Annotated in this window: 12 protein-coding genes; 7 read left to right on the top strand and 5 right to left on the bottom strand. The window is 57.3% G+C overall.

The window, feature by feature from the left end; translation table 11 throughout:
• The first annotated feature begins 491 nt into the window (after positions 1 to 491).
• Complete coding sequence (locus tag AC19YS_RS15575; protein WP_099421682.1) at positions 492 to 1442, top strand: sugar kinase; 951 nt, start codon at positions 492 to 494, stop codon at positions 1440 to 1442.
• A gap of 117 nt (positions 1443 to 1559) precedes the next feature.
• On the opposite strand, the gene AC19YS_RS15570 is transcribed toward AC19YS_RS15575, so the two are convergent.
• From AC19YS_RS15570 to glnT, 5 genes are all read right to left on the bottom strand, one after another.
• On the bottom strand, positions 1560 to 2897 hold the full coding sequence (locus AC19YS_RS15570; protein ID WP_054895788.1) for an ammonium transporter: 1338 nt from the start codon (positions 2895 to 2897) through the stop codon (positions 1560 to 1562).
• 204 nt (positions 2898 to 3101) lie between these two features.
• Positions 3102 to 4436 carry an FMN-binding glutamate synthase family protein gene (locus AC19YS_RS15565; protein WP_054895789.1) on the bottom strand — a complete coding sequence of 445 codons (1335 nt, stop codon included), beginning with the start codon at positions 4434 to 4436 and terminating at the stop codon, positions 3102 to 3104.
• Positions 4437 to 4451: 15 nt separating this feature from the next.
• Entirely contained in the window at positions 4452 to 5135 is a 684-nt protein-coding gene (locus AC19YS_RS15560) for a GltB/FmdC/FwdC-like GXGXG domain-containing protein (protein ID WP_054895790.1), read from the bottom strand.
• An 11-nt stretch (positions 5136 to 5146) separates the two neighbouring features.
• Entirely contained in the window at positions 5147 to 6052 is a 906-nt protein-coding gene (locus AC19YS_RS15555; RefSeq protein WP_054895791.1) for a class II glutamine amidotransferase, read from the bottom strand.
• 73 nt (positions 6053 to 6125) lie between these two features.
• On the bottom strand, positions 6126 to 7460 hold the full coding sequence (gene glnT, locus AC19YS_RS15550) for a type III glutamate--ammonia ligase (protein WP_078468117.1): 1335 nt from the start codon (positions 7458 to 7460) through the stop codon (positions 6126 to 6128).
• A gap of 275 nt (positions 7461 to 7735) precedes the next feature.
• Here glnT and AC19YS_RS15545 point away from each other — a divergent pair, with 275 nt between their 5' ends.
• From AC19YS_RS15545 to AC19YS_RS15520, 6 genes are all read left to right on the top strand, one after another.
• Complete coding sequence (locus AC19YS_RS15545) at positions 7736 to 8341, top strand: helix-turn-helix domain-containing protein (RefSeq protein WP_054895793.1); 606 nt, start codon at positions 7736 to 7738, stop codon at positions 8339 to 8341.
• Positions 8342 to 8448: 107 nt separating this feature from the next.
• The gene (locus AC19YS_RS15540; RefSeq protein ID WP_070413562.1) at positions 8449 to 9753 is read left to right on the top strand and encodes an AAA family ATPase; all 1305 of its coding nucleotides are present in this window, start codon (positions 8449 to 8451) and stop codon (positions 9751 to 9753) included.
• Positions 9750 to 10556 carry an HNH endonuclease family protein gene (locus AC19YS_RS15535; protein WP_070413561.1) on the top strand — a complete coding sequence of 269 codons (807 nt, stop codon included), beginning with the start codon at positions 9750 to 9752 and terminating at the stop codon, positions 10554 to 10556. The genes AC19YS_RS15540 and AC19YS_RS15535 overlap by 4 nt, the downstream gene beginning before the upstream one ends.
• A gap of 248 nt (positions 10557 to 10804) precedes the next feature.
• Complete coding sequence (purU, locus tag AC19YS_RS15530; RefSeq protein ID WP_070413560.1) at positions 10805 to 11671, top strand: formyltetrahydrofolate deformylase; 867 nt, start codon at positions 10805 to 10807, stop codon at positions 11669 to 11671.
• A complete protein-coding gene (folD, locus tag AC19YS_RS15525) occupies positions 11668 to 12588 on the top strand; it encodes a bifunctional methylenetetrahydrofolate dehydrogenase/methenyltetrahydrofolate cyclohydrolase FolD (RefSeq protein ID WP_070413559.1) in 921 nt (306 codons plus the stop codon). The genes purU and folD overlap by 4 nt, the downstream gene beginning before the upstream one ends.
• On the top strand, positions 12570 to 13811 hold the full coding sequence (locus tag AC19YS_RS15520; RefSeq protein WP_070413558.1) for an FAD-dependent oxidoreductase: 1242 nt from the start codon (positions 12570 to 12572) through the stop codon (positions 13809 to 13811). Before folD ends, AC19YS_RS15520 begins: the two co-directional genes overlap by 19 nt.
• Positions 13812 to 13815: the final 4 nt, after the last annotated feature.

Here is a 13815-nt window from a genome sequence, read left to right as displayed (position 1 = left end):
CATCCTCGATCCAAAATAGTAAATCTGCACCCTCGTCTCCCGCCATCCTGCCCTCTCCCCTGCACTTCTCAGCGGCGAGACCAATGCTGCGCGACAAGCCAATGACCCGACCATCTCACACCAAATGTTACAATATAACGATGCATCCATAAATGGCAAAAAACCGGCAAAGCACGAAGGCCAATCCTCCAGAGCCTTCACATTCAAGACACAGCCTCCGTAGTTATAATGTAACAATTGCTAGGTTAATTTGCGCGTTCCGGTGAAGGAGACCAGCCGCCTCGTCAGACGTCGCCTAAACAAGCGGACAGAACGAAGAGGTCCACTCCAGGCGGATACATAGAGATCGAGGCCAGTCGAATGTGCCTAATTCTTACGACACACGTAGTGATTATTTCGGCAGCAAATTTGAACGGGTGATTCGGAAAGTGAACCAAAGAGAACTAAGGATGGCCGCGGTCTTGCTACCGAGATAAACCGGAGGTTTTGAGATGGGCGAATTGATGAGAACACAGAACTCGCGCATCGCCGCAATCGGTGAGTGCATGATAGAGCTGCGCCAAAACAGTGACGATACTCTGCATCATGGATTTGGTGGCGATACGTTAAACACTGCGATTTACATGGTTAGATTATTAGGAGACCGTGCAAAAATTGACTATTTTACGGCATTAGGTAATGACAGCTTCAGTGATTCGATGTGCCGTGCGTGGGCTAAAGAAGGTATCGGATTGACAGGGGTGCAGCGCCTTCCTGGCCGTTTACCCGGACTTTATTGCATTCAGAACGATGCCGCAGGGGAACGCCGATTCTTATACTGGCGCACTGAAGCTGCTGTTCGCGATTGTTTCGCCACTCTGCAGTCGAAAGAGATTCTCGAAACCTTGACACAGTACGACCTGCTTTATATCAGTGGCATTACTTTGGCAATTTTAGGCGAACACGGTCGAGGTCGCTTGTTACCTGCGTTGCGTCGAGCACATGAAGGAGGCACGCGGATCGCTTTTGACAATAATTATCGACCTCGCCTATGGTGCAGTGTCACAGAAGCACGAATAGCGTACCGAAATATATTGCCGATTACTGATGTGGCGTTAGTGAGCGAAGAGGATGACCAGGCATTGTTTGGCTACTCTACCACTGAACAGCTACTTTCAGCTTACGCCGAGTTTGATATCGAGGAAATCATAGTTAAGAGAGGTTCAAACAGTTGCCTATTAGATTGCGAAGGGGAACGAGCTGAGATTGATAGTCAGCGGGTCGATCAAGTGATTGACACAACCGCAGCCGGAGACTCGTTCGGAGCAGCTTATCTGGCGTCGCGCATCCTTGGTAGAAGTCCTGGATTATCTGCGGTCAATGGTCACCGACTTGCTAGCCTGGTGATACAGCATCCCGGAGCCTTGATTTCGACAGAGCTGATGGCTAATTTCGCAATATGAAATACATCTTAAGCTTTCCAATTTTCATTGTTCGACTTCAAGCGTTTTTTCTACATAGAGCCCTATGAAACCGGGTGCGTCCCTTTATAGTTGACGATCACCCGGCGAGGGCAGAAGTTAATGGTTATAAGCGCTTTCGTTATGCTCAGCCAAATCCAGCCCCATTTCCTCAACATGCTCATCTGCCCGCAAACCAATCAGCGCCTTGATCACTTTTAGGATGATCCAGCTGACTGCGAAACAGTACACCGTGGTGAACAGCACCCCTTTTATCTGTGCCACTACCTGACCACCCAACGTCACACCTTCCACCAGACCACCCAGCGACGGCAGGCAGAACACGCCGGTTAGCACCGCGCCAATCATGCCGCCGATGCCATGCAGGCCGAACACGTCGAGGCTGTCGTCGTAACCGAAGCGTTTCTTCAGCACGGTCACGCTGAGGTAACAGAACACGCCGCACAGCAAGCCAATAGCCAAGGCGCCGCCGACTCCAACGTACGCACACGCCGGAGTGATGCCGACCAGACCTGCCAGCGCACCACTGGCCAGACCCAACGCGCTGGGTTTGCCGACCTTGAACCACTCGGTGAACATCCAGCCTAGAATCCCGGCACACGCGCCCAGTTGGGTGTTGAGCATGACGATCCCGGACAGACCATTCAGCCCGCCGCCCGAACCTATGTTGAAACCGAACCAACCGACCCAGAGCATCGCCGCACCGACCATGGTCAGGCTCAGGTTATGAGCGGGCATCGGCGCGTTTGCGTAGCCCTTGCGCTTGCCCAGCATCAGGCACGCTGCCAGCGCCGCAACGCCTGCGTTGATGTGCACCGCGGTGCCGCCAGCGAAATCCAGCACGCCCCAGTTGTGCATCAGCGCACCCGCTCCGCCCCAGACCATATGCGCTACCGGCGCGTAAACCAGGGTGAACCACACGGCCATGAACAGCAGCGCCGCCGAGAACTTCATGCGCTCGGCGAACGCACCAGCGATCAGCGCTGGGGTGATGATGGCGAAGGTCATCTGGAAGGTCACGAACACGCCTTCGGGGATATCCCCCACCAGGCTTTCAGGCGTCATCCCGGCCAGAAACGCGCGACTCAAGCCGCCGACGAAGCTGTTGAAGCTGACCTGACCTTCGACCATGTTAGTGGTGTCGACCACCATGCTGTAGCCGTAGATCACCCACAACACGCCGACTAGTCCGGCCACGCCGAAGCACTGGGTGAACAGCGAAAGCATGTTCTTGGCCCGTACCAGACCGCCGTAAAACAGTGCTAGCCCCGGCAGGCACATGAACAGTACCAGCACCGCCGCGGTGATCATCCACGCGGTGCTGCCAGTGTTGAGCGTCGGGGCGTCGGCCGCCTGAGCCAGAGGAACGAAAGCGCCGAGCGCCCCGGATGTAAAGGCAGAGAGAAGAAGGGATTTGCCGGAAAGATGGTTAACCATTTTCGAAGCTCCTGCAATGAATGGAAAAGTGCCTGGCAGAAAGCGATGTGATGAAGCGTCGGGCCTGGTTGGCCTCTTTTAATTTGATGAGCGTGATCCATGTAGGAGCGCGCTTGCCCGCGATGGCTGTATGTCTGCAAAAAATGCGTTGTCTGACACGACACTATCGTGTTCAAGCGCGCTCCTACAGGGCCGTAGCGCCTTTTAGTACCCCTGCCCCGGAATCCACGAAGTCCCTGCCAGTGGCACCCGAGCCATGGCCGCCGACTCAACGGTCAGTGCCACCAGATCCTCGGGATCGAGGTTGTGCAGGTGCGATTTGCCACAGGCGCGGGCCATGGTTTGCGCTTCCAGCACCAGTACACGCAAATAGTTGGCCAATCGGCGACCGCCCTCGACCGGATCAAGACGCTTGGACAGCTCCGGATCCTGGGTGGTGATACCGGCCGGGTCTCGACCGTTCTGCCAGTCGTCATAGAAACCCGCCGCAGAACCGATCTTCTTCAGCTCTTCGTCCAAACGCGGATGGTTGTCGCCCAGGGCGATCAACGCAGCCGTACCAATGGCCACGGCATCAGCGCCCAATGCTATTGCTTTGGCCACGTCGGCACCGTTGCGAATGCCACCCGAGACAATCAACTGCACCTTGCGGTGCATACCCATCTCCTGCAGCGCCTGAACTGCTTGCGGAATGGCCGGCAGAATCGGAATGCCAACGTGCTCGATGAACACTTCCTGAGTCGCCGCCGTACCGCCCTGCATGCCGTCGAGCACGATGACATCAGCCCCGGCTTTCACGGCCAGCTTGACGTCGTAGTAGGGGCGGCTCGCGCCGATCTTCACGTAGATCGGTTTTTCCCAATCGGTGATTTCGCGGATCTCGGCAATCTTGATCGCCAGATCGTCCGGGCCGGTCCAGTCCGGGTGACGACAGGCCGAGCGCTGATCGACGCCAATCGGCAGAGTGCGCATGCCAGCCACACGTTCAGTCACTTTCATGCCCAGCAGCATGCCGCCGCCACCGGGTTTGGCACCCTGTCCCAGCACGATCTCGATGGCATCGGCTTTGCGCAGATCGTCCGGATTCATGCCGTAGCGGGACGGCAGGTACTGATAGACCAGATGCTGCGACTGACCGCGCTCTTCCGGGGTCATGCCGCCGTCGCCGGTGGTGGTGCTGGTGCCCGCGATGGTTGCGCCACGGCCCAGGGCTTCCTTGGCGTTGGCAGACAGCGCGCCGAAGCTCATGCCCGCGATGGTCACCGGAATCTTCAAGTGAATCGGCTTCTTGGCGAAGCGGTTGCCGAGGATCACATCGGTGCCGCATTTCTCGCGATAGCCTTCCAGCGGATAGCGCGAAACGCTGGCGCCGAGCAGCAGCAGATCGTCGAAATGCGGCAGCTTACGCTTGGTGCCGCCGCCGCGAATGTCATAGATGCCGGTTTCCGCGGCACGCTGGATTTCCTGGATTGTCAGGCGATCGAAAGTGGCCGACTCGCGCAGGACGGGTGGGGCTTTTGGAGTATTGGACTCGCTCATGTTCTTGCTCCTGAATCAGTACGCGGAGGCGTTATCGACTTTGAAGTTGTACAGCTGACGGGCCGAGCCATAGCGCTTGAAATCCGAAGCCTTCTCGTTGAATCCGGCGCGATTGAGCAGCTCTTGCAGCTCTTCGATGTGCTCGGCGCGCATCTCTTTCGCGATGCAGTCCGAGCCCAGCGACTCGACGTTGCCTTTGACGTAGATGCGGGTCTCGTACAGCGAGTCGCCCAGCGCATCGCCCGCATCGCCGCAGACCACCAGGCGACCGGCCTGCCCCATGAAGCAGCTCATGTGGCCGATGCTTCCGCCGACCACGATGTCGATGCCCTTCATGGAAATCCCGCAACGGGCGCCGGCATCGCCTTCAATCACCAGCAGACCGCCGTGGGCCGTGGCGCCTGCCGCTTGCGAAGCGCTGCCTTTGACGCGTACATAGCCCGACATCATGTTTTCGGCACAACCCACGCCGACGTTGCCATGCACGGTGACTGAGGCTTTCTGATTCATTCCGGCGCAGTAGTAGCCGGCGTGCCCCTGAATATCGATGGACACCGCTTCGTTAACGCCGACCGCCAGGTTGTGCGCACCGTTGGAATGGGTCACGACCCACTCACGGTCCTGCACGTTGTTGACTTGATCATGTAGCGCCTGATTCAGCTCACGCACGGTGGAGGTAGAAAGATCGATAGTTTTCATATGTGCGTTCCTTAGGCCGACTCGCGTTCCCAGATGTACATGGTGGCGGGAACGGGTTCCCAGACTTTGGCCTTCTCGATGCCCGGCAGGCTCGACAGCGCCTGATATTCCGAGGCCATGGCAACGTAATCGTCGGTCTCGGCGAGGATCGCCGGCTTGCAGGCAATCGGGTCGCGGATCACCGCAAAACCGTTGCGCGTGCCGATCGCGAAGGTGAAGAAGCCATCCAGCGCTTCCAGCGAACTGTCCAGTGCGGTCTTCAGCGAATCGCCCTGTTGCAGACGCCAGGCCAGGTAACCGGCGGCGACTTCGGTGTCGTTCTCGGTGTCGAAATTGATCCCTTCGCGGCGCAATTCCTGACGCAGACGGAAGTGATTGGAGAGCGAGCCGTTGTGCACCAGACACAGGTCCGCACCGGTGGAAAACGGATGGCTGCCTTCCATGGTCACGGCGCTTTCCGTGGCCATGCGGGTGTGACCGATGATGTGGCTGCCTTTCATGCTGCCCAGACCGAAGCGCTCGGAAATTTCTTTCGGCAGGCCCATGCCCTTAAGGATTTCTATGCTCTTGCCAGCGCTCATGATGCGCACGGTCGGCGCCAGTTCACCCAGCGCGGCACGTACTGAGGCTTCTTCAGCCTTGATCTTCAGGACGATGGCGCTGGCGTTCTGGAACCAGTCCAGCGAAGCACTGAGCTTGCCTTCAAGCGCTGCGATGAGCGCCTTGAAATCGTAGTGTTCAGTGGTCGCCTGCAAGGTCAGCTTGACCCAGCCATCGCCCACTTCATCGCCATAAATGGCAAAACCTGCGCTGTCCGGACCGCGATCGGTCATGGCTTCGAGCATCGGCTCGAAGAGCTTGCCGAGCTGGGATTCCAGCGCCGGATTCTTGAGATAAAGACCTACGATTCCACACATATTCATAACTCCTGGGCAGATGACGCCCAACCCATTGGCAAGCGTCAGAAACGGGTTTGTTAAAACGAGGGGATTAGAAAAACTCTGTGTAGCGCTTCACTTCCCAATCACTCACATGCCGGCTGTATTCCACCCACTCCATGCGCTTGAGCTTGATGAATTCACCGACGATTTCGTTGCCCATCACTTCGGCAAACAGCGGGTCGGCTTCCAGTGCATCGCAGGCTTCTTTGAGCGACTGCGGCAGGGTCTTGATGCCGCGTGCGGCGATTTCTTCGAGGCTCAGTTTGTAGAGGTTCTCGTTGCAGACCTGATCGATTTCCAGCTGACGATCGATGCCGTCCAGGCCGGCGGCGATGATCGCGGCGCTGACCAGATACGGATTGCAACCGGCATCCGGCAGGCGGAATTCGAGGCGGCCGTAAGGCACGCGGACCATGGCCGAACGGTTGTTGGAGCCAAAGGCGATAAAGGCTGGTGCCCAAGTCGCGCCGGACAACGAGTTGCCGACCACCAGGCGTTTGTAGGAGTTGACCGTCGGCGCGGCGAACGCACACAACGCCGGGCCATGGGCTAGCAAACCGGCAGCGAAGTGGTAGGCCATCTTCGACAGGCCCATGCCACTCGGGTCGCTGGCGTCGTGGAAGAGGTTCTTGTTGGTGGCGCTGGCGATGGACAGGTGGAAGTGCATGCCATTACCGGCGCGCTTCGGGTCGGGCTTAGGCATGAACGAGCAGATCATGCCCATGTCATTGGCGATTTCACCGGCGGCCATGCGGAAGAAGGTGAAGCGGTCCGCCGACTCCATGGCATCGCTGTAGGTGTAATTGATCTCGAATTGGCCGTTGGCGTCTTCGTGGTCGATTTGGTAGATGTCGAAACCCACTGGCTGCAGCGCTTCGGTCAGGCGTTCGAGGAATTCACGGGAGCGCGACAGGCCTTTGTAGTCGTAGCAAGGTTTGTCCAGCGAATCGCTAGCGTCGACCAGTTGCAGGGCACCCGCGGCGTCGCGCTTGAACAGGCTGAATTCAGGTTCAAGGCCGGTGTTGAGGATCCAGCCACGGTCGCTCAGACGCTCCACCTGCTTTTGCAGCACGTAACGACTGTCGTACGGCCATGGCTTGCCTTCGACGTGACCGATGCACACTACCCGGCCATATCCCTTCTGCCATGGCACTGGGGTCAGTGACGACAGATCGCCCTTGGCCATAAAGTCCGGCCCGTGGGGCTCCATGCCCATGCCACAAATGGCGAAACCAGCAAAACCTGCGCCGTCTTCAGCGACCATTTGCAGGCCCGAGATCGGCACCGATTTGGTCTTGGACGAACCATGGATATCGACAAACTGGGCCAGCACGTACTTGATGCCGTGCTCCTCGATCAGCCGCTGTGTTTCGGGTGGCAACATGTTCATTCACTCCTGGTGAAAAACTACGCATGAGAGTTTTGTTGACTGATGGCTTTTATTCCAATCAGGAAACTATCTTTCTCATCAGGAATGCAAACCTCTTGCCAACTTGCCAATGCATACAAAGAAAGGCTGATGAAGGGGAATTTGCCCTCTATATATGGGAAACTCGTTTTCACTAGGGGAATATGCTGTCGCAGACAGAGCATCCAGAAATCAAATCGCACATTCCTGGTGCGAATTTAAAATTATTGAACGGAAACCGTGCGCAGCCGATGAATACGCCAGTAGAACAACAACCGAAGTTGAAGCTTGAGCAATATCTGGGTATTCAAATCAAGCGCCAGCGGCAAGCGCAGGAGTTGAAACTGTCCGATGTTGCGCGCATCGCAGGAATCAGCCAGGGCATGTTGAGCAAGATCGAGAACGCCCAGGTCTCCACCAGCCTGGAGAACCTGAGCCGCCTGTGCGACGTGCTCGGCATGCCCATGTCCAAGCTGTTCAGTCAGTACGACCAGCAAGGCAGCAGCGCCCTTTTGGTCAAGCATGACGAAGGGCTGGAAGTGGTGCGACGCGGCACCGAGAAAGGCCACACCTATCACCTGCTCAACCACACCCGCGGGCCGAAGAAGAGTTTCGAGGCCTACATGGTGACCATGGACGACGCCAGCGAAGAATTCCCGACCTTCTCCCACCCCGGCACCGAGTTTCTGCACTTGCTGGAAGGCGAACTGGTGTATCGCCACGGCAATCAGCTGTACCACATGGAAGCGGGCGACAGCCTGACCTTCGACGGCGACATCCCCCATGGGCCGGAAGAGCTGGTGCAAGTGCCAATACGCTTATTGTCGATCATGAATTACGGCGCACAGGGAGAGTAAGTAAGGGCCTCGACATAGGGATATTGAATAGTTTTGTACCGGCTGGTGATGGACCATCCTCTCAGCGTGACGCAAAATGCCCCCCTAGCCTTGAACCGGATTGCACCATGTACCTAACAAAACTCGAAATTTCCGGCATTCGCTCTCACAAAAACTTCGTGTTCCAAGTACCCGAAGAAAAACCTTGGGGTTGGCACGTTATCCTCGGTGATAACGGCGCTGGTAAGTCAAGCTTTGTTAAATCGTTGGCGCTCGCGCTGGCAGGCCCCACTGAGGCCCGAGCATTGCGTCAGGACTGGAGCACTTGGTTGAGTGTAGGCAGCGAGCAAGCCATTGTGACTGCTCATCTAACATGGAACCCTGAAGTTGACTCGATCACAGGTCAGGGCCGTGCCCCGGTTAAGAAGCTGGTCTGCCAGATCATGATCGAATCCAACGATGAGGCCCTGAGTACCGGAGCAATTCTAGTGGAGGGGAAGCACAAGTCGAAAGGGCTCGAACGCACCCTATGGGGCCGAAGCAGTGGGTGGTTTTCCGCATCCTTCGGACCATTTCGCCGCTTCACCGGCGGCAATCGTGATTACGAGCGCATGTTCTACACCAACCCTCGCCTGGCACCGCACCTTACCGCCTTTGGTGAGGACATCGCGTTGACTGAATGCTTGGAATGGCTTAAATCGCTGCACATCAAACAACTCGAAAGCAGAGATGACTCGCAGTTCCTGGACAGTTTGATTGCCTTCATCAACAACGGTGAACTTTTACCCCACGGGTCACGAATCAGCAGAATCAGTTCTGAGGAAATAATCTTTGTCGATGGGAACGGCAACGAGGTCAGTGTTGATTTCCTCAGCGATGGCTATCGCTCAATTCTCAGCCTCACCTTTGAGCTGATTCGCCAATTGACCATCAGTTACGGCCAGGCGGCTGTAGCACAGGAAATTCAGACCGGCGCCATAAGCCTACCAGGTATCGTAGTCATAGATGAGGTCGACGCGCACCTGCACCCATCCTGGCAAAAACGTATAGCACCCTGGTTCTTGAGCGTGTTTCCTAGGCTGCAATTCATCGTTACCACTCACAGCCCTATCATCTGTCAAGCCGCCGAACACGGCTCCGTATGGCGCCTACCGACACCAGGCACTGATGAATCGGGTGGGAAAATCCAAGGCGATACACTCAATCGTTTGATCTTCGGCAACATTCTTGAGGCTTACGACACTTCCTTTTTTGGAGTCGATGTGAGCCGCTCCGAAACCTCGCGCTCCCAGTTGCTGGAGTTGGCGCAGCTTAATCGCAAGCAAGCATTTGGTGAATTGAGCGAAAACGAGTCCATGAGAATAGCCGCGTTGCGTGCAACGATGCCCACTGCGGCATCGGTGGCCGAACGGTCGGGACTGGAGGTGGAATGATTCAGCTCCCTTACACGGATGTTCCGCAGGAAATGCTCTCTGGCTTGGCCGACTACCAGAGGGTTGTCGACAGTCAAGCCTCGTATGCGGAGCGAGTTGCCAAGGCCAAATCCGAGTTTTCCACACGTAACAAAAAAACCAACATGGTTTTCAAAGAAGTGCGAGCTGCACTGTCGAGGATGTGCACGAACACCCGCCGCTGCTGCTATTGCGAAGATTCGATGGCGGACGAAGTCGAGCATATCGCGCCTAAAGACCTTTACCCTGAACGGGTGTTTGACTGGCAGAACTATCTATATGCCTGCGGGCCGTGCAACAGCCCAAAAGGCAGCCAGTACGCAGTCGTAACAGCCACCGGCGAGCTACAGCCAGTCAATCGACCTAAGGGTGCTCCAGTCACCCCTCCTATGGGCGGAACACACGCGCTGATCAACCCGCGATTGGAAAACCCTCAAGACTTCTTATGGCTGGATATTGTCGACACGTTCAATTTTGTCGCGTTGGCTGATCCAGGAACCATTTCGGAGAGAAGGGCCATCTATACATGCAAGATTTTGGCGCTGAACAATCGTGATGTTCTCATTGAGGCCCGACGTGTAGCGTTCGGCTCATACCGAGCACGGCTTTTTGAGTACATCCATAAACGCAACGGTGGCGCCGAAGACGCTGAATTGCTCAGACTGATTGCCGGTTTGAGGTCAATGGCAAATCCAGCAGTATGGGCCGAGATGAAAAGGTCGCATGCGGCACGTCCTGAGATCAACCAGTTGTTCATTCAAGCGCCAGAAGCTTTGACCTGGTGATTTTGATCTAGCTTGGCAATCTGCCTCTGGTCGTGTGACCCACGACCTTAAAAATTTTCCCACCAGTTAAAAAAGTTTCCAGAAACCTCTGGACGCGTTGTCTCCTTTCGCCTATAAAACAGCCTTCATGAATATTTAATTCCTGATAGGAATTTTTATTCATCTGCAAAATACCCGTTCACCCCTGAATTTTTCGCGCTGATCGTTATCCGTTTGCTGAACTACCGCCATCTTCCAGAGGACATGCCATGCAACACGAAAAGAACCATTTCATTCTCAAGATCAGCTGTCCGGCGACCTCCGGCATCGTTGCGGCGGTCACCTCTTACCTGGCGGGCAACAGCTGCTACATCGGTGAAATGGCGCAGTTCGACGACGAATTCAGCGGCAAATTCTTCATGCGCGCGGTGTTCCGTTTCAACGACGGTCACGCCGGCGAGATCGCCCAGCTCAAGGCCGGTTTCGAAGACGTGGCCAAGGCGTTCGATATGCAGTGGGAACTGCACGACACCCGCGAGCCCATGCGTGTGCTGCTGATGGTGAGCAAGTTTGATCACTGCCTCACCGACCTGCTCTACCGCTACCACAAGGGCGAGATGGAAATGACCATCACCGCCATCGTTTCCAACCACCTCGACCTGCGCCCCATGGCCGAGCGCGAAGGCATTCGTTTCATCTACCTGCCGGTGACCAAAGACACCAAGGCCCAGCAGGAGGCGGCGCTGATGAGAGTGGTCGACGAGACCGGCACCGATCTGGTGGTCCTCGCCCGCTACATGCAAATCCTCTCCGATGACCTGTGCAAGCAACTGTCGGGCCGAGCCATCAACATTCACCACTCGTTTCTCCCTGGCTTCAAAGGCGCCAAGCCTTATCACCAGGCTTACGAGCGTGGCGTCAAGCTGATCGGCGCCACCGCCCATTACGTCACCAGCGACCTGGACGAAGGCCCGATCATCGAGCAGGAAGTGCAGCGCGTGGATCACGTCTACCTGCCGGATGATCTCGTCGCCACAGGTCGTGACACCGAAACTGTTGCCCTGTCGAAGGCGGTGAAATACCACCTGGAGCATCGGGTTTTCCTCAACAAGGACAGAACGGTAATCTTCCGGTGAGCACTTCCAAAATAATCGATGGCAAAGCCGCAGCCGACCGCGTACTCGCTCACGTCAAAGCCGACGTGCAGAAACTGAAACTCGAAGGCATTGAGCCTGCGCTGGCAGTGATTCTGGTGGGTCAGGACCCGGCCAGTCAGGTCTACGTGCGCAACAAGATCCTGCGCGCTGAAGAGGCCGGGATTCGCTCGCTGGAGTACCGCCTGAGCGCCGACACCTCTCAGGCGCAGCTGCTCAAGCTGATCGCCGAACTGAACGCAGATGACGGCGTCACCGGCATCCTCCTGCAGTTGCCGCTGCCTGCACACGTCGAAGAAACCCGTGCCCTGCAGGCCATCGCGCCGGGCAAGGACGTCGACGGTTTTCACAGCGAAAACGTCGGCGGCCTGAGCCAGGGGCGCGATGTACTGACGCCCTGCACGCCCAGCGGCTGCATGCAGTTGCTCGAAGACGCCTGCGGTGACCTGAGCGGCAAGCACGCAGTGGTCATCGGTCGCTCGAACATCGTCGGCAAACCCATGGCCGCCCTGCTGCTCAAGGCCCACTGCTCGGTGACCGTGGTGCATTCACGCAGTGTCGACGCCAAGGCTCTGTGCCGTCAGGCCGACATCGTCGTCGCCGCCGTCGGCCGCCCACGGATGATCGACGCCAGCTGGCTCAAGCCAGGTGCAGTGGTCATCGACGTCGGCATCAACCGTATTGAAGAAGATGGCCGCAGCCGCCTGGTGGGTGACGTCGATTTCGACAGCGCCCTGCCCCAGGTTTCGGCGATCACCCCGGTGCCGGGTGGCGTCGGCCCGATGACCATCGCCTTCCTGATGAAAAACACCGTGACCGCTGCCGTTCAGCAGGCCCACGCGCAGCGGTCCCAATTGCACAGCAGCACCTCGGAGGCCGTATGCCTTTCAATCTCCTGAAATACGGGCTCAGCTCGGAATACCCGGTCGAGGTCGATCTGCCTGCGCCGAAAGAACTCAAATCCTCTTACGACGTGGTGATCATCGGCGGCGGCGGCCATGGCCTGGCCACCGCGTACTACCTGTCGAAATACCACGGCATCACCAACGTCGCGGTGCTGGAAAAAGGCTATCTGGGTGGCGGCAACACGGCGCGAAACACCGCCGTGATCCGCTCCAATTACCTGACCAGCGAAGGCGTGCGTTTCTACGCCGAATCGGTGCGCATGTTCGAAGGCCTCTCCAACGAGTTTGACTTCAACATCATGTATTCGCACCGGGGCCAGCTGACCCTGGCCCACACCGACGCCACTGTGCGTTCGTTCCGTCAGCGCGCAGAGGTCAACAAACACTTCGGCGGTCGCACCGAGATGATCGACCGCCAGCAGATTCGCGAACTGGTGCCGTCGCTCAACCTTGATCCGGGGTACATCCCCGTACTTGCCGGCCTGTGGCACATCGACGGCGCCACGGCGCGGCACGATGCCGTGGCCTGGGGTTACGCCAAGCAGGCGGCCAAGCGTGGCGTGGAGATTCATCAGCTCACTGAAGTTCAGGAACTGGTCATCGAAAACGGCACCATCACGGCGGTCAAAACCAATCGCGGCACCATCAAGTGCGGCTGCGCGGTTCAGGCGGTCGCAGGCATGAGCTCGCAGCTGATGAAGAAGGCCGGGATTCGCTCGCCGATCCAGACCTTCCCGCTGCAAGCCATGGTCACCCAGCCATTCAAGCCCTTCCTCGACCCGCTGGTGAGTTCGTCCGCCCTGCACTGCTACGTGCAGCAGACCAGCCGGGGCGAAGTGGTGTTTGGGGGCGGGTCTGATCCCTACCCGCTGTTCAACACCCGCTCGACACTCGATCTGAAAGAAAGCCTGCTGGCCCACGCCATCGAAATGTTCCCGTTCCTGGCCAACGCCAAGCTGATGCGCCAGTGGGCCGGGATCACCGACATGACCCCGGATTACAGCCCGATCATGGGCCTGTCGCCGGTGAAGAATTACTACCTGGACGCTGGCTGGGGCACGTGGGGTTTCAAGGCCACGCCGATTTGCGGCAAGACCATGGCTGAGCTGGTCGCCAGCGGCGGCAAGGTGCCGGAACTGATTAGACCGTTCGGTCTGGAGCGGTTTTCGACCTTCCAGCAAGTCAACGAAATGGGCGCGACAGCGGCCAGTCACTGACCGC

The organism is Pseudomonas sp. MF08831 (assembly GCF_059862645.1).
This window is presented reverse-complemented; position numbering and strand designations above follow the sequence as displayed.